This window comes from Stenotrophomonas sp. STEN022, assembly GCF_056760155.1.
Genome location: NZ_JBRREG010000044.1, coordinates 19,667 through 35,272 on the forward strand (window position 1 = coordinate 19,667; position 15,606 = coordinate 35,272).

Annotated in this window: 20 protein-coding genes; 17 read left to right on the top strand and 3 right to left on the bottom strand. The window is 64.2% G+C overall.

Annotation, left to right across the window (positions count from 1 at the left end):
* Positions 1-5: 5 nt before the first annotated feature.
* Positions 6-647, top strand: a complete 642-nt coding sequence (locus ACVOMF_RS10945) for a DUF3108 domain-containing protein (protein ID WP_481509310.1) — start codon at positions 6-8, stop codon at positions 645-647.
* A 198-nt stretch (positions 648-845) separates the two neighbouring features.
* Here ACVOMF_RS10945 and ACVOMF_RS10950 read toward each other — a convergent pair whose 3' ends face one another.
* Genes ACVOMF_RS10950 through ACVOMF_RS10960 form a run of 3 tightly spaced genes read right to left on the bottom strand, consistent with a single transcriptional unit; the run spans position 846 to position 2,695 of the window.
* Complete coding sequence (locus tag ACVOMF_RS10950; RefSeq protein WP_481509311.1) at positions 846-1,154, bottom strand: EF-hand domain-containing protein; 309 nt, start codon at positions 1,152-1,154, stop codon at positions 846-848.
* Positions 1,151-2,425 carry a UDP-N-acetylglucosamine 1-carboxyvinyltransferase gene (gene murA, locus ACVOMF_RS10955; RefSeq protein WP_481509312.1) on the bottom strand — a complete coding sequence of 425 codons (1,275 nt, stop codon included), beginning with the start codon at positions 2,423-2,425 and terminating at the stop codon, positions 1,151-1,153. Before murA ends, ACVOMF_RS10950 begins: the two co-directional genes overlap by 4 nt.
* Before the next feature lie 39 nt (positions 2,426-2,464).
* Positions 2,465-2,695, bottom strand: a complete 231-nt coding sequence (locus ACVOMF_RS10960; RefSeq protein WP_296251001.1) for a BolA family protein — start codon at positions 2,693-2,695, stop codon at positions 2,465-2,467.
* Positions 2,696-2,747: 52 nt separating this feature from the next.
* Here ACVOMF_RS10960 and ACVOMF_RS10965 point away from each other — a divergent pair, with 52 nt between their 5' ends.
* The 16 genes from ACVOMF_RS10965 to ACVOMF_RS11040 all read left to right on the top strand — a co-directional run bounded on the left by ACVOMF_RS10965 (position 2,748) and on the right by ACVOMF_RS11040 (position 15,493).
* A complete protein-coding gene (locus tag ACVOMF_RS10965) occupies positions 2,748-3,749 on the top strand; it encodes a KpsF/GutQ family sugar-phosphate isomerase (RefSeq protein WP_481509313.1) in 1,002 nt (333 codons plus the stop codon).
* Between the two features lie 62 nt (positions 3,750-3,811).
* Positions 3,812-4,357, top strand: coding sequence for a KdsC family phosphatase (locus ACVOMF_RS10970; RefSeq protein WP_481509314.1), 546 nt, complete (start codon positions 3,812-3,814; stop codon positions 4,355-4,357).
* Complete coding sequence (gene lptC, locus ACVOMF_RS10975) at positions 4,357-4,923, top strand: LPS export ABC transporter periplasmic protein LptC (RefSeq protein WP_481509315.1); 567 nt, start codon at positions 4,357-4,359, stop codon at positions 4,921-4,923. The genes ACVOMF_RS10970 and lptC overlap by 1 nt, the downstream gene beginning before the upstream one ends.
* On the top strand, positions 4,901-5,428 hold the full coding sequence (gene lptA / locus ACVOMF_RS10980) for a lipopolysaccharide transport periplasmic protein LptA (RefSeq protein WP_481509316.1): 528 nt from the start codon (positions 4,901-4,903) through the stop codon (positions 5,426-5,428). Before lptC ends, lptA begins: the two co-directional genes overlap by 23 nt.
* Positions 5,428-6,147, top strand: coding sequence for an LPS export ABC transporter ATP-binding protein (lptB, locus tag ACVOMF_RS10985; RefSeq protein WP_481509317.1), 720 nt, complete (start codon positions 5,428-5,430; stop codon positions 6,145-6,147). Before lptA ends, lptB begins: the two co-directional genes overlap by 1 nt.
* A gap of 41 nt (positions 6,148-6,188) precedes the next feature.
* A complete protein-coding gene (locus ACVOMF_RS10990; protein ID WP_481509318.1) occupies positions 6,189-7,619 on the top strand; it encodes an RNA polymerase factor sigma-54 in 1,431 nt (476 codons plus the stop codon).
* A 58-nt stretch (positions 7,620-7,677) separates the two neighbouring features.
* Positions 7,678-7,992: a ribosome hibernation-promoting factor, HPF/YfiA family gene (gene hpf / locus ACVOMF_RS10995; protein ID WP_282267862.1), complete on the top strand. Its 315-nt coding sequence runs from the start codon at positions 7,678-7,680 to the stop codon at positions 7,990-7,992.
* A gap of 25 nt (positions 7,993-8,017) precedes the next feature.
* A complete protein-coding gene (locus ACVOMF_RS11000) occupies positions 8,018-8,470 on the top strand; it encodes a PTS sugar transporter subunit IIA (RefSeq protein WP_481509319.1) in 453 nt (150 codons plus the stop codon).
* Positions 8,467-9,417: an HPr(Ser) kinase/phosphatase gene (hprK, locus tag ACVOMF_RS11005; protein ID WP_481509320.1), complete on the top strand. Its 951-nt coding sequence runs from the start codon at positions 8,467-8,469 to the stop codon at positions 9,415-9,417. The genes ACVOMF_RS11000 and hprK overlap by 4 nt, the downstream gene beginning before the upstream one ends.
* Positions 9,414-10,292 (top strand): RNase adapter RapZ, encoded by an 879-nt coding sequence (rapZ, locus tag ACVOMF_RS11010; RefSeq protein ID WP_481509321.1) that lies wholly within the window; start codon positions 9,414-9,416, stop codon positions 10,290-10,292. The genes hprK and rapZ overlap by 4 nt, the downstream gene beginning before the upstream one ends.
* A gap of 97 nt (positions 10,293-10,389) precedes the next feature.
* Positions 10,390-10,782, top strand: coding sequence for a PTS sugar transporter subunit IIA (locus tag ACVOMF_RS11015; RefSeq protein ID WP_481509322.1), 393 nt, complete (start codon positions 10,390-10,392; stop codon positions 10,780-10,782).
* A complete protein-coding gene (locus ACVOMF_RS11020; RefSeq protein ID WP_303749143.1) occupies positions 10,775-11,044 on the top strand; it encodes an HPr family phosphocarrier protein in 270 nt (89 codons plus the stop codon). The genes ACVOMF_RS11015 and ACVOMF_RS11020 overlap by 8 nt, the downstream gene beginning before the upstream one ends.
* Before the next feature lie 46 nt (positions 11,045-11,090).
* On the top strand, positions 11,091-12,812 hold the full coding sequence (gene ptsP / locus ACVOMF_RS11025; protein ID WP_481509323.1) for a phosphoenolpyruvate--protein phosphotransferase: 1,722 nt from the start codon (positions 11,091-11,093) through the stop codon (positions 12,810-12,812).
* Positions 12,813-12,930: 118 nt separating this feature from the next.
* Entirely contained in the window at positions 12,931-14,292 is a 1,362-nt protein-coding gene (mgtE, locus tag ACVOMF_RS11030; protein WP_282267877.1) for a magnesium transporter, read from the top strand.
* A 122-nt stretch (positions 14,293-14,414) separates the two neighbouring features.
* Positions 14,415-14,678, top strand: a complete 264-nt coding sequence (locus tag ACVOMF_RS11035) for a hypothetical protein (RefSeq protein WP_303749140.1) — start codon at positions 14,415-14,417, stop codon at positions 14,676-14,678.
* A 77-nt stretch (positions 14,679-14,755) separates the two neighbouring features.
* Positions 14,756-15,493 (top strand): hypothetical protein, encoded by a 738-nt coding sequence (locus ACVOMF_RS11040; protein WP_481509324.1) that lies wholly within the window; start codon positions 14,756-14,758, stop codon positions 15,491-15,493.
* The last annotated feature ends 113 nt before the right edge of the window (positions 15,494-15,606 follow it).

Sequence of the window (15,606 nt, forward strand, 5' to 3'; positions counted from 1 at the left end):
TGCTTGTGTCCCTGGCGCCAACTGCCGATGCCGCCGTACAACGTTTCGATGGCCGCTACACCGCCAGCTACAAGGGCCTCACCGCAACCGCGCGGATGACCCTCACCCCGGCCCGCAATGGCTCCTGGATGTACCTGCTGACCTTGGATCACATGGTCGCAAAACTGAGCCAAGCCACCGTATTCCAGGACATGGGAACGCAGTACCGACCACTGGGCGGCAGCGACCGGACCAGCTATGCCGCGGTCCAGCGCGGCGTCATTACCAGCTACAACTGGGCAGCCGGCCAGGCGCGCTGGAGCGGCGACGTCAAGCCTACCCGCGCCGGGCCGGTAGCCCTGCAGAATGGCGACATGGACGCACTGCTGATCAACCTGGCACTGGCACGCGACGTACCTGCCGGGCGCCCCCTGTCCTATCGCATGGTCGAGAACGGGCGCGCGCGACCGATGAACTACCGGGTGATCGGCCGCGAGCAGGTCACCATCGCCGGCCGCAACTACGACGCCACCAAGGTTGCCCAGGGCGGTGCCGAAAAACAGACCATTGCCTGGATCGTGGCCGGTATCCCGGCACCGGTACGCATCGTCCAGCGCGAGAACGGCGCCACCACGATCAGCCTGCAGATGAACTCCTGGACGCGCTGAGCACAGCGCAAAACCGCGCTCAAGCGTAGCCCGGGCAAGCGGCGGCGAACCCGGGACCTGAGCAACAACTACGCCAGGCAACAACAGGGATCTAGCGGGAATTGCGCCCTGCCTGATCCACTTCAACCCGGGCCAGCTACGCTCGCCCGGGCTAAACATCGGTAGCGATCGACGCCGCGTTGCTGCGGCGCAGGTGTGCTACTCAGCGGTGGCCTTCTTGAACACGGTGCGGCAATCGCGGCGGAATTCTTCACCGCTGCTGCGCCAGATGAAACTACGGCACTGGCGGTCGCCCTCTTCGCTGTCCTTCACCCGCACCGCATAAAACGCCTGCAGGAACTCGTCGCTACTGACCTGGCCATCGCCATTCCAGTCCATCTGTTCCTTTTCAACACCCTGGGTGATGGCCACGCCGCTGTACCAGCCCCAGCCCAACCAGGCCAGGGCCAGCAGCACCAGGCCCAACAGAGCGCGCCGACGTGGGCTGAAACGGCCTTTGAGGATCATGCGATCCGCCGCACGTTGGCACCGAGCCCGCTGAGCTTTTCCTCGATGTTCTCGTAGCCACGATCCAGGTGGTAGATGCGGTCGATGCTGGTCTCATCAGCAGCCACCAGACCGGCCAGGATCAGGCAGGCTGAGGCACGCAGATCGGTCGCCATCACCGGCGCACCGCTGAGCTTGGCCACGCCACGCACGATCGCGGTATGCCCTTCGATCTGGATATCGGCGCCCAGGCGCAGCAGCTCGTTGACGTGCATGAAGCGGTTCTCAAAGATGGTCTCGGTGATCACACCAACGCCATCGGCCACGCAGTTCATGGCCATGAATTGCGCCTGCATGTCGGTCGGGAAAGCCGGATGCGGCGCGGTGGTGATGTTCACCGACTTGGGCCGCTTGCCGTGCATGTCCAGGGTGATGCTGTCTTCAGTGGTGCTGATCTCAGCACCGGCCTCGGTCAGCTTGTGCAACACCGCGTCCATCGTGTCCGGCCGCGCATTGCGCACCGTGACGCGACCACCGCTCATTGCCGCGGCGACCAGGAAGGTGCCGGTCTCGATGCGATCGGGCAACACTGCGTGGCGGCCCCCGTGCAGGCGCTCGACGCCTTCCACAACCAGGCGCGCGGTGCCGATGCCTTCAATCTTCGCGCCCAGGGCAATCAGGCAATGCGCCAGATCGGCCACTTCCGGCTCCATCGCGGCGTTTTCCAGCACCGTGGTGCCATCAGCCAGCACAGCGGCCATCAGCACGTTCTCGGTGCCGGTGACGCTGACCATGTCGAAGGTATAGCGACCGCCCTTCAGGCGCCCGTCGACGTGGGCCTTGATGAAGCCGTTCTCGACGGTGATTTCCGCGCCCAGCGCCTGCAGACCCTTGATGTGCTGGTCAACCGGGCGCGAGCCGATGGCGCAACCGCCCGGCAGCGACACTTCGGCCTTGCCGAACTTGGCCAGCAACGGACCCAGCACCAGGATCGAGGCGCGCATGGTCTTGACCAGCTCATACGGTGCCACGTGTTGATTGACGGTGCGCGGATCCACCACCACCGCGCTGCCGCGCGACAGCGTGCCCTGGTCGATGGTGACCTTGGCACCGAGCTCACCGAGCAGCTTCACGGTGGTGATCACGTCGTGCAGATGCGGCACGTTGGTGATTTCCACCGGCGCATCGGCCAGCAAGGTGGCGCACAGGATCGGCAGGACGGCGTTCTTGGCGCCGGAGATATGAACCTCACCGTTCAGCGCATTGCCGCCGGTGACTACGATTTTTGCCATGGATTTGAGGCCGATGTAAGGAGAAGAGAGTACGCCGGCTCAGCCGGCTTCACCCGGAGTAATGGTTTTCAGCGCCAGCGCATGGATCGCACCGCCCATCAGATCGCCCAGCGTCGCATACACCATGCGGTGGCGCGCCAACGGCATCTTGCCGGCAAATGCCTCACAGACCACCGTGGCCTCGAAGTGCACTCCGTCGTCGCCCTGCACGTCGGCGCGGGCACCCGGCAGGCCGGCTTCGATCAGATTTCGGATGGTCTCGGCGTCCAAAGCGCTTTCCTAATAAAATGAACCCCCATTCTACTCTCCGAGTGGCATCCGTATGGCTGCTTCCCCGCTTTCCCTGGATACATTGCGCGACACCGATCTGGTGGCCAGTGGTCACCGCGTGTTCAAGATCGAACGCGACGAACTGGACCGGGTAGGCGGTCGCATCGGCGCGGAATTCGCCGCCGCCTGCCGGCTGGTGCTGGCTTCGCGCGGCCGCGTGGTCACCACCGGCATGGGCAAATCCGGGCATATCGCGCGCAAGATCGCTGCCACCCTGGCCTCGACCGGCACGCCCTCGTTCTATGTGCACCCAGGCGAAGCCGGGCACGGTGATCTGGGCATGATCACCGAAGATGACGTGGTATTGGCGCTGTCCTATTCCGGTGAATCGGACGAAGTACTGACCCTGCTGCCGGTGTTCAAGCGTCAGGGCAACCCCTTGATTTCCATGACCGGCCGACCGCAGTCGAGTCTGGCGCTGGCCGCCGATGTGCATCTGGACGTGAACGTGGACCACGAAGCCTGCCCGCTGGCCTTGGCCCCGACCTCCAGCACCACCGCCTCGCTGGCGATGGGGGATGCACTGGCTGTGGCCCTGCTGGATGCGCGCGGTTTCACCGCCGACGACTTCGCCCGTTCGCACCCGGCCGGCAGCCTGGGCCGGCGCCTGCTGCTGCACATCACCGACGTGATGCATGCCGGCGACGATCTGCCCAGCGTCAGTGATGACGCCAGCCTCAGCCAGGCCCTGATGGAAATGAGCCGCAAGCGGCTGGGCATGACCGCCGTCGTCGACGCCCAAGGCAGGCTGGTCGGGCTGTTCACCGACGGCGATCTGCGCCGTGCGCTGGACACCGATCTGGACGTACGCACCGCCAGCATCGCCCAGGTGATGACCCGCAACCCGCGCACCATCGGTGCCGACCAACTGGCCGCAGAAGCCGCGCGACTGCTGGAAACCCACAAGATCAATGGCTTGATCGTGGTCGATGGCGACAATCACCCCGTCGGCGCCCTGAACATTCATGACCTGTTGCGGGCAAAAGTCGTCTAAACCCCGCACAATCAACGACCTCGGGCCAACACCCGACCTGCCGCAACGGATACTGCCTGCCAATGCCTTACTCGCCGCTAGCGCTTTTCCCCGCCAATCTGCACGCCACCGCCAGCACCATCCGCCTGGCCTGTTTTGACGTGGACGGCACCCTGACCGATGGCCGGCTGTTCTACGACCATGCCGGCAACGAGAGCAAGGCGTATTACGTGCAGGATGGGCTGGGCCTGAAGCTGCTGCAACAGCACGGCATCCATCCGGTGCTGATCACCGCCCGCAACAGCCTGTCGGCGCAGCGGCGCGGGGCCGATCTGGGTATCGACACCCAGATCGCGGTCGGCGACAAGCTGGCCAGCGTGCGTGCCTTGTGCGACCAGCATGGCATCGGCCTGGAGCAGGTCGCCTTCATGGGCGATGACCTGCCCGATCTGGCGCCGCTGGGCGCGGTCGGCCTTGCGGTAGCGCCAGCCGACGCACACCCCTGGATCGCCGAACGCGTGCATTGGCAGACCCGTGCCCAAGGTGGACGTGGCGCAGCGCGCGAACTGTGTGACGTCCTGCTGGCCGCGCAGGGCAAACTGGACGCAGTCCTGGCGAGGTTTTCCTGATGAGTTGGCGTTCAGTTCTTGGTATAGGCCTGCTGTTGACCGCCCTGCTCAGCGGCTGGTCGGCATGGCGTAACCGCGCCACCACCGCGCCAACGGCTGTTGAGGAAGGCAGCACCGACTTCACCCTGACCGACTTCGAGATCGTCACCCTGGACAAGCAGGGCAAGGAATCGATGACGCTGCGCGCGCCGTCGATGGCGCGCAACCGCGCCGACCAGACGTCCAACATAACCAAGCCACTGTTCCTGTTGCCCGACACAGCCGGGCAGCACTGGCGACTAAGCGCCGATACCGGTTGGGTCAGCCCCAAGGGTGAGGAGCTGCGCCTGCGCGGCAATGTCGCTGGTGACAGCCCCACGGATGGCAAGACCCCGCCGACCACTTTCCGCACTGATGCGTTGGACGTGCTCGCTGAACAGAATCTGGCGCGTACTGATGCACAAGTGACGCTGACCCGACCGGGCCTGTCGCAGACCGGCGTCGGTTTCCGCGCCAATCTCAAATCCCAGCAGTATTCACTCCTTTCCCAGGTCAAGACCCGCTATGAACCCAAAGCTGCCCGCTAAGCTCGCGTCGATCACGCTGCTCGCCGTCCTGCTCGCACCCGGCCTGGCGTGGTCCAAGGCATCGGATCGCAACCAGCCGATGACCATCGATTCCAACAACAATGACTGCAACTTCAGCGACAACGGCAAATGCCAGTTCAGTGGCAACGTGATCATCACCCAGGGCTCGATGGAGATCCACGCCGACACCGCTGATGTGATTCGCAAGAACGGCGAAACCGAGCGCGTTATCCTCACCGGCAAACAAGCCACGCTGAAGCAGCAGATGGATGACAACACCTGGATGAATGCCCGTGCCGACAACATGGACTACAACATCAACAGCGAAGTCATCATCCTGACCGGCAACTATAAGGTTGAATCCGAGCGCGGCACCAATGCCGGCCAGCGCATGGTCTACAACACCCGCAGCGGCGCGATGCAGAGCGGTGGCGATGGCACCCGCGTGCGCACCGTGATCCAGCCCAAGAACAAGGCGCCGGCAGCGGCGGGAGAGGCCAAGTAATGCTCGTTGCCCAAGGCCTGCGCAAGCGTTACAAGAACCGCGAAGTCGTCAAGGACTTCGGGCTGACCCTGGATGCCGGCGAAGTGGTCGGCGTGCTCGGCCCCAACGGTGCCGGCAAGACCACCTGTTTCTACATGATTGTCGGTCTGGTCGCCGCCGATGCCGGCAGCATCGTGCTCGATGGCAAGGACATCACCTCCGAGCCGATGTACGAGCGCGCCAAGCTGGGCGTGGGTTATCTGCCGCAGGAGCCATCGGTGTTCCGCAAGCTCAGCGTGGCCGACAACATCCGCCTGGTGCTGGAACTGCGCACCGACCTGGACAATGCCGGCCGCGAGCGCGAACTGTCCTCGCTGCTGGACGAACTGCAGATCAGCCATGTGGCCGACCAGACCGGCGCCAGCCTGTCCGGCGGTGAGCGCCGCCGCTGCGAAATCGCCCGCGCACTGGCCGCAAAGCCACGCCTGATCCTGCTCGACGAACCGTTTGCAGGCGTCGACCCGATCTCGGTCGGCGAGATCCAGCGCATCGTGACCCACCTCAAGCAACGCGGCATCGGCGTGTTGATCACCGATCACAATGTGCGCGAAACCTTGGGAATCTGCGACCGGGCGTATATCCTCGCTGAAGGCAGCGTACTGGCGCAGGGGGCACCGGAAGATCTGCTTGCCAATACTGACGTGCGCCGTGTTTACCTCGGGGACGCTTTTACCCTCTGAGTCGCAGCGCCACGTCGGGCCCCTTCCCGAACGGATCAGGCATGAAAGCTCGGCTGCAGACATCGATGGGACAGAACCTGGTCATGACGCCGCAGTTGCGTCAGGCCATCCGTCTTCTGCAGATGTCCAGCACCGAGCTCGAACTGGAACTGACCGAGGCGGTGGAAACCAATCCACTGCTGGAGTGGGCCGAGACCGCCGAAGGCGGTGATGGCGACGACGCTCCCGCAAACAGCGCCAACGATGATGCGCCGATCGATCCCGCACAAGGCGACATCAACGCCGATGGCGAAGATTGGGACGGCGGCGATGAGGACTGGAGCAGTGGTCGCTCCGGCTCCTTCGATGGCGACGAAGACGACGAACGCGAACAGGCCGAAGACGGCGACACCCTGGCCGACCACCTGTTGTGGCAGCTCCACCTGACCCATCTGGGGCCGTGTGATCGCGCCATCGGCGTGGCCTTGATCGACGCATTGGATGAAGACGGTTATCTGCGCGAGCCCTTGTCGGCAATCGCACAGACACTGCTGCCTGAAACCCATGCCGACGAAGATGAGATCCTGGCGGTATTGCGCCAGATCCAGCGCTTTGACCCGGCCGGGGTTGGCGCACGCAGCCTGGGCGAGTGCCTGAGCCTGCAGCTTGACGTACTGCCCTGCCAAACCCCTGCCCTTGCCCTGGCCCGGCGTATCGCCGATGGCCCATTGGAGCGGTTGCCGCGCGCCGGCATCAGCGGCATCGCGCAGGAACTCAGACAGCCTGTTGCCGACGTCGAAGAAGCCGTGCAACTGCTGCGCTCGCTCGACCCGCGCCCGGGCAAGCAACTGGGGCAGATGACGTCTGACACCTACGTCGTGCCCGATTGCGTGGTCTGGCGCCAACGCGGCATCTGGCGCTGCGCGCTGGCCGGCCACGCCGGTCCGCGGGTGGTCATCAATCAAAGCTACGAGCAACTGATCCGCCGCTGTGGCGACGCCGATGCCAGCTATCTGCGCGCACAGCTGCAGGAGGCACGCTGGCTGCTGAAGAGCCTGCAGGCCCGTGGCGAAACCCTGTTGCGCGTGGTCAACAGCCTGCTGCATCACCAGGCCGGCTTCCTGGAGTTTGGCGAACAGGCACTGCGTCCGCTAACACTGCGTGAAATCGCCGCCGAGCTGGAACTGCACGAATCCACCATTTCGCGCGCCATCGCCCGCAAGTACGTGCGTACCCCGCGCGGCACCCTGCCGCTGCGCGCCTTCTTTGCCTCCGGCATTGATACCGAAGGCGGCGGAGAGGCTTCCAGCACCGCCATCCAGTCGATGATCCGCAACCTGATCGATGCGGAAAACCCGCGCAAACCACTTTCTGACGCCAAGCTGGCTGAAATGCTCAAAACCAGTGGCATACCGGTAGCGCGGCGCACCGTTGCGAAGTATCGTGAGGCCATGAACATCTGTGCCTCTCACGAACGCGTCCGCATCGCCTGAAGCATTCGTTGAGCAGCGCAGGGTTCATTAGGCAACCCCGAACCACAGGAGGAATCCGATGCGTATCGAGACGTATGGCCAACAAGTTGAAGTCACGCCTGCCCTGAAGGAGTACGTGGAAACAAAGCTGGAGCGGCTGGGTCGGCACTTCGACCAGCACTGCGAAGTACGAGTCCAGTTGTCCACCCGCAAGCCTGACTACCTCGTCGTCGCCACGGTGAATCTACCCGGGCGCACCCTGCACGCCGATGCTGCCGAACCCACCATGTACGCAGCCATCGACGTCTTGGCCGACAAGCTCGACCGACTGGTCATAAAGCACAAGGAAAAGCATCTTCCCCACGCATCGCATGCTCTGCGCGACAATGGCTGATCTTTATACCCAGCCGTAAGCCAACATGCCGTTGACCGACCTGATGGCGGCCGTGAGTACCCAGGTACTCGCGGTCGCTGATCGAGACAGCACCCTGATTGCCGCCTCCCGCCTGCTTGCCTGCCGTGAGGCCGGCGCGGACAGCCTGTTTTTAAGCCTGCGCGAACGTGAGAACGTCGGCAGCACCGCCATTGGCCACGGCATTGCCATCCCACACGGACGCTCGGAAACCCTGCAAGCTCCACGCGGCGCCCTGCTCCGACTGCAACAACCGGTTGATTTCGGCGGCGACGAACCGGTGGATCTGGTCTTCGCGATGGCCGTACCCGCGCATTACACCCACCAACACCTGATGCTGTTGTCGGAGCTGGCGGAGATCTTCTCCGACCCCGACATCCGTCAGGCGCTGCGCATTGCCCCCGATGCGCAGACCCTCAAGAACATCATCATCAACCCGCAGCAGGCGCGTAGCGGATGAATACCAGCATCACCGCCCAGGAACTCTTCGACCACCAGCGCGAGAAGCTCGACCTGCGTTGGGTCGCCGGCCATGCCGGTGCGCAACGCGAGCTGGAAGCCGGCAATACCGTCTCGCGCCGGCCCTCGCTGGCCGGCTACCTCAACACCATCTACCCGAACAAAGTGCAGATCCTCGGCACCGAGGAGCTGACCTGGCTGGATTCGCTGGATGCCCGCCAGCGCTGGGAAGTAATCGAGCGCATCATCCAGGCACGGCCATTGGCGCTGGTCATCACCAAGAGCCATGGCTGCCCGGAAGACCTGCGCTCAGCCGCCGACGAATCGCAGACCCCGTTGTGGGTGTCGCCGCGCCGTGGCCACGAACTGCTCAACCACCTCAGCTACCACCTGGCCCGCACGCTGGCGCCGCGGGTGATCCTGCATGGCGTATTCATGGAGATCTACTCCATCGGCGTGCTGATCACCGGTGAGGCGGGCTCAGGCAAGAGCGAGCTGGCACTGGAACTGCTGTCACGCGGCCATCGCCTGGTCGCCGACGACGCCCCCGAATTCACCCAGATTGCCCCGGACGTGCTCGATGGCACCTGCCCGGAGCTGTTGCAGGACCTGCTGGAGGTACGCGGGCTGGGCGTGCTGAATGTCCGCCAGATGTTTGGTGACACTTCTGTAAAGAAGAACAAGTACCTTCGCCTCATCGTCCACCTGACCAAGCCGATGACCGAGCCCAGCAGCTATGGCTATGAGCGCCTCACCGGCGATTCCGGCAAACGCCACGTGCTGGACCTGGACGTGCCGCTGATCACCCTGCCGGTGATGCCCGGGCGCAATCTGGCGGTGCTGACCGAGGCGGCCACCCGCCTGCACATCCTGCGCACCAAGGGCATCGACCCGGCAGCGATGTTCATCGCCCGCCATAGCAATCTGCTGGAGCAACGTAGTCCATGAGTGCGCAACCGACATCGGTGCTTATCATCGTCAGCGGCCTGTCCGGCTCGGGCAAATCGGTGGCCCTGAAGACCTTTGAAGATCTGGACTACTACTGCTCGGACAACATCCCGGTCAACCTGCTACCCGAGTTCGTTCGCGGCGTACTCGGCGAACGCGACGAAAACCGGCCGCAGCGACTGGTGGTCGGCATCGACGTACGCGGCCGCAGCGACCTCAGCCAGTTGGCTGCATGGCGCAAGACCGCACTGAACTACGGCATCGACGTGCGCCTGCTGTTCTTCGAAGCCGATGACGACACCTTGCTGGCCCGCTATGCCGATACCCGCCGTCGCCATCCGCTGAGCCATCTCGGCCTGTCGCTGCCGGAGGCCATCAGCCGCGAACGCGAGCTGACCGCGCCCCTGCGTCGCGAAGCCGATGCCATCATCGATACCACCCGCCTCAACGTGCACCAGCTGCGCCGCCGGGTGATCACCGAGTTCGCCCTCAGCCACGAGAGCAAACTGTCGCTGCTGTTCGAGTCCTTCGCTTACAAGCGTGGCGTGCCGGCCGAAGCCGACTTCGTCTTCGATGCACGGGTGCTGCCCAATCCGCACTGGGACCCGGAACTGCGGTCACTGACCGGGCGCGACCGCGAAGTTCGCGAGTATCTGGACGCGCAGCCCGAGGTGGTGCGCTACGTCACCCAGTTGCAGGACCTGCTCGACACCTGGCTGCCCAAGCTGGGCAGCGAAACCCGCAGCTATGTCACCGTGGCCTTTGGCTGCACCGGCGGCAAACACCGCTCGGTCTACCTCGCAGAACGCCTGGCCCGGCATGCCCGTGAGCAGGGCTGGCAGGACGTGGCTACCTTCCATCGCGAACAGGATTGAAAGGCGGATGCGCGTTCACCGCGCATGCCCTGAATGGCACACAGAAGACAGTTTTAAGCGCTATCGCGGACTCACCCTGACCTGTTAACGTTCAGGGATGACCTGTGGCATTCTCCTAGTTACTCATACCGGTGTCGGCACTTCCCTGTTGGAAGTGACGACCACCTTGCTGCGGCAATTGCCGCTGAAAACAGAAGCGTTCGAAGTGCCTTTCGACGCCGACCTGGATGCCCTGCTACCTGCCGCTTCTGCGGCGATGCGGCGGGTGGAAGGTGAAGGCGGCGTGTTGATACTGACCGATCTGTACGGTGCCAGCCCGAGCAATCTTGCCGGCAAACTGGCCCGCTTGGGCACGCCTACCAGGCGCATATCGGGATTGAGTCTGGCGATGTTGCTGCGGGTAATGAACTATCCGGAACAGGGATTGGACCAACTGCCCGCCACTGCGGCGGCGGGCGCTCGCAATGGAGTCATCACCGACGATGCTTGAACAAGAACTCATGGTTTCCAACCGGCTGGGGCTGCACGCCCGGGCCACCGCCAAACTGGTGCAGGTGCTGTCCGCCTTCCGCTCCAACGCCACGCTCGTGGCCAAGGGCCGCGAGGTCAACGCCAAAAGCATCATGGGCGTGATGTTGCTGGCCGCCGCCCAAGGCACGCCGGTAACGGTGCGCGTGGACGGCGAAGACGAAGCTGCCGCACTGGAGGCGGTTGCTGCGCTGTTCGAGCGTCGTTTCGACGAGGACAACTGATGGCACAGGCCGCACGCGCAGCTGCTACCAAGGCCAGGAGCCTGCAGTGGTGACTGGTCTGACGGGCTTGCCGGCTTCCCGTGGCACTGCGCTGGGCCGCGCCCGCGTGCGCCTGCCGCATGTGCAGGACATCGGTGAAAAACGCGTTGCAGCATCTGCAGTGGAACACGAGCTCGAACGCCTGCACCGTGCCACCGATGCGGCACGCCAGGAAATGCGCGATCTGCGCACCCGCCTGCAAGGTGCACTGCCGGCCGAGGTCGGTGAGTTCCTCGACCTGCACGCCATGCTGCTGGACGACCCCGAACTGCTGACCGGCCTGGACGAGCTGGTACGCAGCAAGCGCTACAGCGCCAGCCATGCCCTGCGCGTGCAGCGCGATCGCTTGGCGCAGGTGTTTGAGGGCATGGAAGATGCCTACCTGAAAAGCCGGATGGACGATCTGGACCATGTGATCGGCCGCATCCAGTCCTTCCTGCACAAACGCACCACCACCATGAAGGGGCTGGCCGGCGAAATCCTGGTCTGCGAGAACGTTGCTCCGTCGGAACTGGCCCAGCTGCAGTCACAAGGCGTAGTCGGCATCGTCAGCAGTGCCGGCAGCGTACTCTCGCACAGCGCCATCCTCGCCCGCAGCCTGCATATGCCGCTGGTGGTGGCTGCCAGTGCGGTGCTGCAGAAAGTCAGCGATGGCGACGTACTGATACTCGACGGTGGCAGTGGCGAAATCGTGGTTGATCCGGGCCCGGACGATCTACGCCAATACCGCCTGCGCCAACGCGAACTGGCCCGTGAGCAACGCGAGCTCGGCCGTTTGCGGGCCAAACCTACTCGTACCCTGGATGGCGCGGAAATCACCCTGCTGGCCAATGCAGAGTCGCATGACGACGTTGCCCAGGCGCATGCGCTGGGCGCCCGTGGCCTGGGTCTGTACCGCACCGAATTCCTGTTCATGCAGCGCAACCAGCTGCCCGACGAAGAAGAACAGTTCCGCGTCTACCGCGACACCGTGCTCGGCATGAGCGGGCGCCCGGTCACCATCCGCACCCTGGACCTGGGCGCGGACAAGGCCGACCGCACCGGCTTGGTACTCAGCAGCGAAGAAAACCCTGCACTGGGCCTGCGTGGCGTGCGCCTGTCGCTGGCCCGCCCTAAAGTCTCCGACACCCAGCTGCGGGCAATCCTGCGTGCCTCCGGCTACGGCCCGCTGCGCATCCTGGTGCCGATGCTGACCACCCGTGAGGAAATCATGGCGGTACGGCGGCGGCTGTCGCGGCTGGCCGCGATCCTGCGCAATGACGGCCATGAGGTGGCGGAGAACATCCCGGTCGGGGCGATGATCGAAGTGCCGGCAGCCGCCATCGCACTGGAAACCTTCATCGACCAGGTCGACTTCCTGTCGATCGGTACCAACGATCTGGTCCAGTACCTGCTGGCCGCCGACCGCAACAACGACGCCGTGGCCGAGCTGTACTCGCCCCTGCATCCGGCGGTACTACGGTTGCTGTACCAGGTGATCGAAACCGCGCAGCGGCATGAAACCCCGGTGGCGGTCTGCGGTGAAATGGCAGGTGACGCGCGCATGACAGCCCTGCTGCTGGCTTTGGGGCTCACCGAGTTCAGTCTGCACCCGGCCACCTTGCTGGAAGTGCGGCGTGCCATCCGCGAGGTCAACCTGTCCGAGCTGCGCCTGCAGGCCCCGCAATTGCTGGCTGCACGCGACCGCCGCGGTATTGAACGCTGGATCACAGGCAGCGCCGTAAACTGATTCCGGGCGCAAAGGTTGTATGCAAGCCCGCGCATCGCACGTGATAATGGCGGGCTAAACCCCGCCGTTGGTGCCCAGCCGCCGCGGACAGCGGCCATCACCATACCGGGAGCTGCGCATGGCCGAAGCCGTACGCCACGACAAGACCGCACGCCAGCTGCGCCTGCTTTCCGATGCATTGGACAGTGGCCGCTTGGGGCCGGTGCGTCGCCTGGTCAACACCTTGTCGCCGGCCGAGATCGGCAACCTGCTGGAATCGCTGCCACCGGGCAAGCGCGAAGTGGTGTGGGGGCTGGTCGACCCCGAGGACGACGGCGAGGTGCTGGTGCATGTCGGTGAAGACGTGCGCGAAAGCCTGCTGGCGGACATGGACGCGGACGAAATCATCGCCGCCGTCGAAGACCTGGACATCGACGACCTTGCCGATCTGGTCGAGGACCTGCCCGATACCGTCATCGACGAAGTACTCAAGTCGATGGACCGCGAGAACCGCGAGCGGCTGGAGCAGGTGCTGTCCTATCCGGAAGACACTGCCGGCCGCTTGATGAACCCGGACGTGGTCACCGTGCGCGCCGACGTCAACGTCGACGTGGTGCTGCGCTATCTGCGCCTGCGCGGCGAACTGCCCGACCACACCGATCACCTGTTCGTGGTCAGCCGTCGCCACCAGTACCTGGGCCGGTTGTCGCTGGCCTCGCTGGTCACCCACGAAGACACCACCCCGATCAACCGCCTGATCGACGACGAACAGCCGGCCATCGACGTGGGCGAAAGCGCCGACGAAGTGGCCCGCCAGTTCTCCGATCATGACTGGGTCTCGGCACCGGTGGTGGATGACAACAACATCCTGATCGGCCGCATCACCATCGATGACGTGGTCGACATCATCCGCGGCCAGGCCGATCACCAGGCCCTGGGCGCGGCCGGCCTGGACGAGGACGAAGATCTGTTCAGCCCGGTCTGGCGCGCCATGCGCCGCCGCTTGATGTGGTTGTCGGTCAATCTCTGCACCGCATTCCTGGCCTCCAGCGTGGTCGGCCATTTCGAGGGCACCATCGACAAGCTGGTGGCGCTGGCGGTGCTGATGCCGATTGTCGCCGGCCTTGGCGGCAATGCAGGTACGCAGGTGCTGGCGCTGATGATCCGCGGCCTGGCGCTGGGCCAGGTCGGCGCCTCCAATGCCCGCACCCTGCTGTGGAAAGAACTGCGCGTGGCGCTGCTCAATGGCGTCGTGCTGGGCACCGTGCTCGGCCTGATCGTGTTGGCGTGGTTCCATATGCCCGGGCTGTCGCTGGTGATCGCGATCGCGCTGACCTTCAATCTATTGTTTGCCGCGTCGGCCGGTGTACTGGTGCCATTGACGCTGAAGCGGCTGGGCTTCGATCCGGCCTTGGCCAGCGGCATCTTCCTGACCGCGGTCACCGACTCGATGGGCTTCTTTACGTTCCTCGGCTTGGCCACGCTGGTGCTGCTGCACTGATTGCATCGGTAAAACCGTAGCCCGGGTAAGCGCCAGCACACCCGGGAGCTCTTCGCGGATTACCTCGGGTGTGCTCACACTCACCCGAACTACACTTCCCGTCCTTGTTTCAGGCCCTGCCCATGACCATCACCGTCAACGACTACTACCAGACCGGCTGGCGCGAAGAGCTGCACAACTGCCCCGCCTGCGAATGGAAAGGCAGCTCACGGCAGATGGAAATGGAACTGCACGACGAGCAGACCGAATACGCCTGCCCCGAATGCGAGTACCCACTGCTGGTAGTGCAACACCCGGACTTGGCCCAGGTGCAGGCCGCTGCCGCAGCTGGCAATGAAGAAGCCCAGCAGCAGCTGGCAATCCTGGCAATGGCGCCGCGCAGCTGAGCGCCTGCACCGGAGCCCCCTACCGATTCGCCGCGGCTCCGGCTACGCTGGCGTCCACATCGCTGCGCGGGGGACGTATGCGTTATCTGCTTTGTGTTGCCTTGGCTTTGGCATGTGCCAACGCACTTGCTGACGAACCTGACGATCCGGTCAGGCTCAGCACCACACAGATCTACTCGCGGCCCGGTGAGCCAGCGCTGGGCAAGGAATTGCGCGCTTCCGTGCAGGAGGCCAGCACCCTGAATCTGAAAGGCGAGCACGCCCAGGCCAAAGCCCTGCTGCTCGACGTCGCACGCCAATGCGACGCTTACCGTGCAGCGCCGGGACGACGTTCGCTGAGCTTCCGCACCCAACGCCAGTACGAGCTTTACCTGCGCGAGCACGGCAACGGCGAGCCCATCGACTGGCTGGACAGCGCCTGTGCCACCGTCTACATCCAACTTGGCTACATCGCCGTGGAACTGCGCGATGCGGCGCAGGCAATACAGTGGCTGGACAAGGCCCATGCCACCGCACCTTATGAACCCGAGGCACTGACCGAGCGCGGTGCGGCGCTGAACATCAGCAAGAATTGGCCCGCTGCGCTGAGCAGCTACCAGCAGGCATTGGCACTGACCCGCAACCATCCTGAAGCAGCGTACGCCGAGGCTCTTGCACTACGCGGAACTGGTTATGCCCTGATTGAACTGGGCGATCTGGATGCAGCCCAGGCCGCATACGAAGCGTCATTGGCGCTGGAACCCGGCAATAAAGTCGCCGAGAACGAAATGACCTACATCCGTCAGCAACGCAAGCGCCAGGCAGGAAAACCGTAACAGCGGTAGTGCCGAGCCCAACGCGGCCCAAGGGCGAACCGTGAATCGCCCCCCCCCCCAGGCGCGGCGGAAAACAGGGGGGTTACCACCAAAAAAAAAAGGGTTGTGGGGGG

What these genes read in the sequence shown, in the direction of transcription:
- ACVOMF_RS10950 (WP_481509311.1), bottom strand. Translation starts at nt 1,154, where the DNA reads ATGATCCTCAAAGGCCGTTTCAGCCCACGTCGGCGCGCTCTGTTGGGC.
- murA (WP_481509312.1), bottom strand. Translation starts at nt 2,425, where the DNA reads ATGGCAAAAATCGTAGTCACCGGCGGCAATGCGCTGAACGGTGAGGTT.
- ACVOMF_RS10965 (WP_481509313.1), top strand. Translation starts at nt 2,748, where the DNA reads ATGGCTGCTTCCCCGCTTTCCCTGGATACATTGCGCGACACCGATCTG.
- ACVOMF_RS10970 (WP_481509314.1), top strand. Translation starts at nt 3,812, where the DNA reads ATGCCTTACTCGCCGCTAGCGCTTTTCCCCGCCAATCTGCACGCCACC.
- lptC (WP_481509315.1), top strand. Translation starts at nt 4,357, where the DNA reads ATGAGTTGGCGTTCAGTTCTTGGTATAGGCCTGCTGTTGACCGCCCTG.
- lptA (WP_481509316.1), top strand. Translation starts at nt 4,901, where the DNA reads ATGAACCCAAAGCTGCCCGCTAAGCTCGCGTCGATCACGCTGCTCGCC.
- lptB (WP_481509317.1), top strand. Translation starts at nt 5,428, where the DNA reads ATGCTCGTTGCCCAAGGCCTGCGCAAGCGTTACAAGAACCGCGAAGTC.
- ACVOMF_RS10990 (WP_481509318.1), top strand. Translation starts at nt 6,189, where the DNA reads ATGAAAGCTCGGCTGCAGACATCGATGGGACAGAACCTGGTCATGACG.
- hpf (WP_282267862.1), top strand. Translation starts at nt 7,678, where the DNA reads ATGCGTATCGAGACGTATGGCCAACAAGTTGAAGTCACGCCTGCCCTG.
- ACVOMF_RS11000 (WP_481509319.1), top strand. Translation starts at nt 8,018, where the DNA reads ATGCCGTTGACCGACCTGATGGCGGCCGTGAGTACCCAGGTACTCGCG.
- hprK (WP_481509320.1), top strand. Translation starts at nt 8,467, where the DNA reads ATGAATACCAGCATCACCGCCCAGGAACTCTTCGACCACCAGCGCGAG.
- rapZ (WP_481509321.1), top strand. Translation starts at nt 9,414, where the DNA reads ATGAGTGCGCAACCGACATCGGTGCTTATCATCGTCAGCGGCCTGTCC.
- ACVOMF_RS11015 (WP_481509322.1), top strand. Translation starts at nt 10,390, where the DNA reads ATGACCTGTGGCATTCTCCTAGTTACTCATACCGGTGTCGGCACTTCC.
- ACVOMF_RS11020 (WP_303749143.1), top strand. Translation starts at nt 10,775, where the DNA reads ATGCTTGAACAAGAACTCATGGTTTCCAACCGGCTGGGGCTGCACGCC.
- mgtE (WP_282267877.1), top strand. Translation starts at nt 12,931, where the DNA reads ATGGCCGAAGCCGTACGCCACGACAAGACCGCACGCCAGCTGCGCCTG.
- ACVOMF_RS11035 (WP_303749140.1), top strand. Translation starts at nt 14,415, where the DNA reads ATGACCATCACCGTCAACGACTACTACCAGACCGGCTGGCGCGAAGAG.
- ACVOMF_RS11040 (WP_481509324.1), top strand. Translation starts at nt 14,756, where the DNA reads ATGCGTTATCTGCTTTGTGTTGCCTTGGCTTTGGCATGTGCCAACGCA.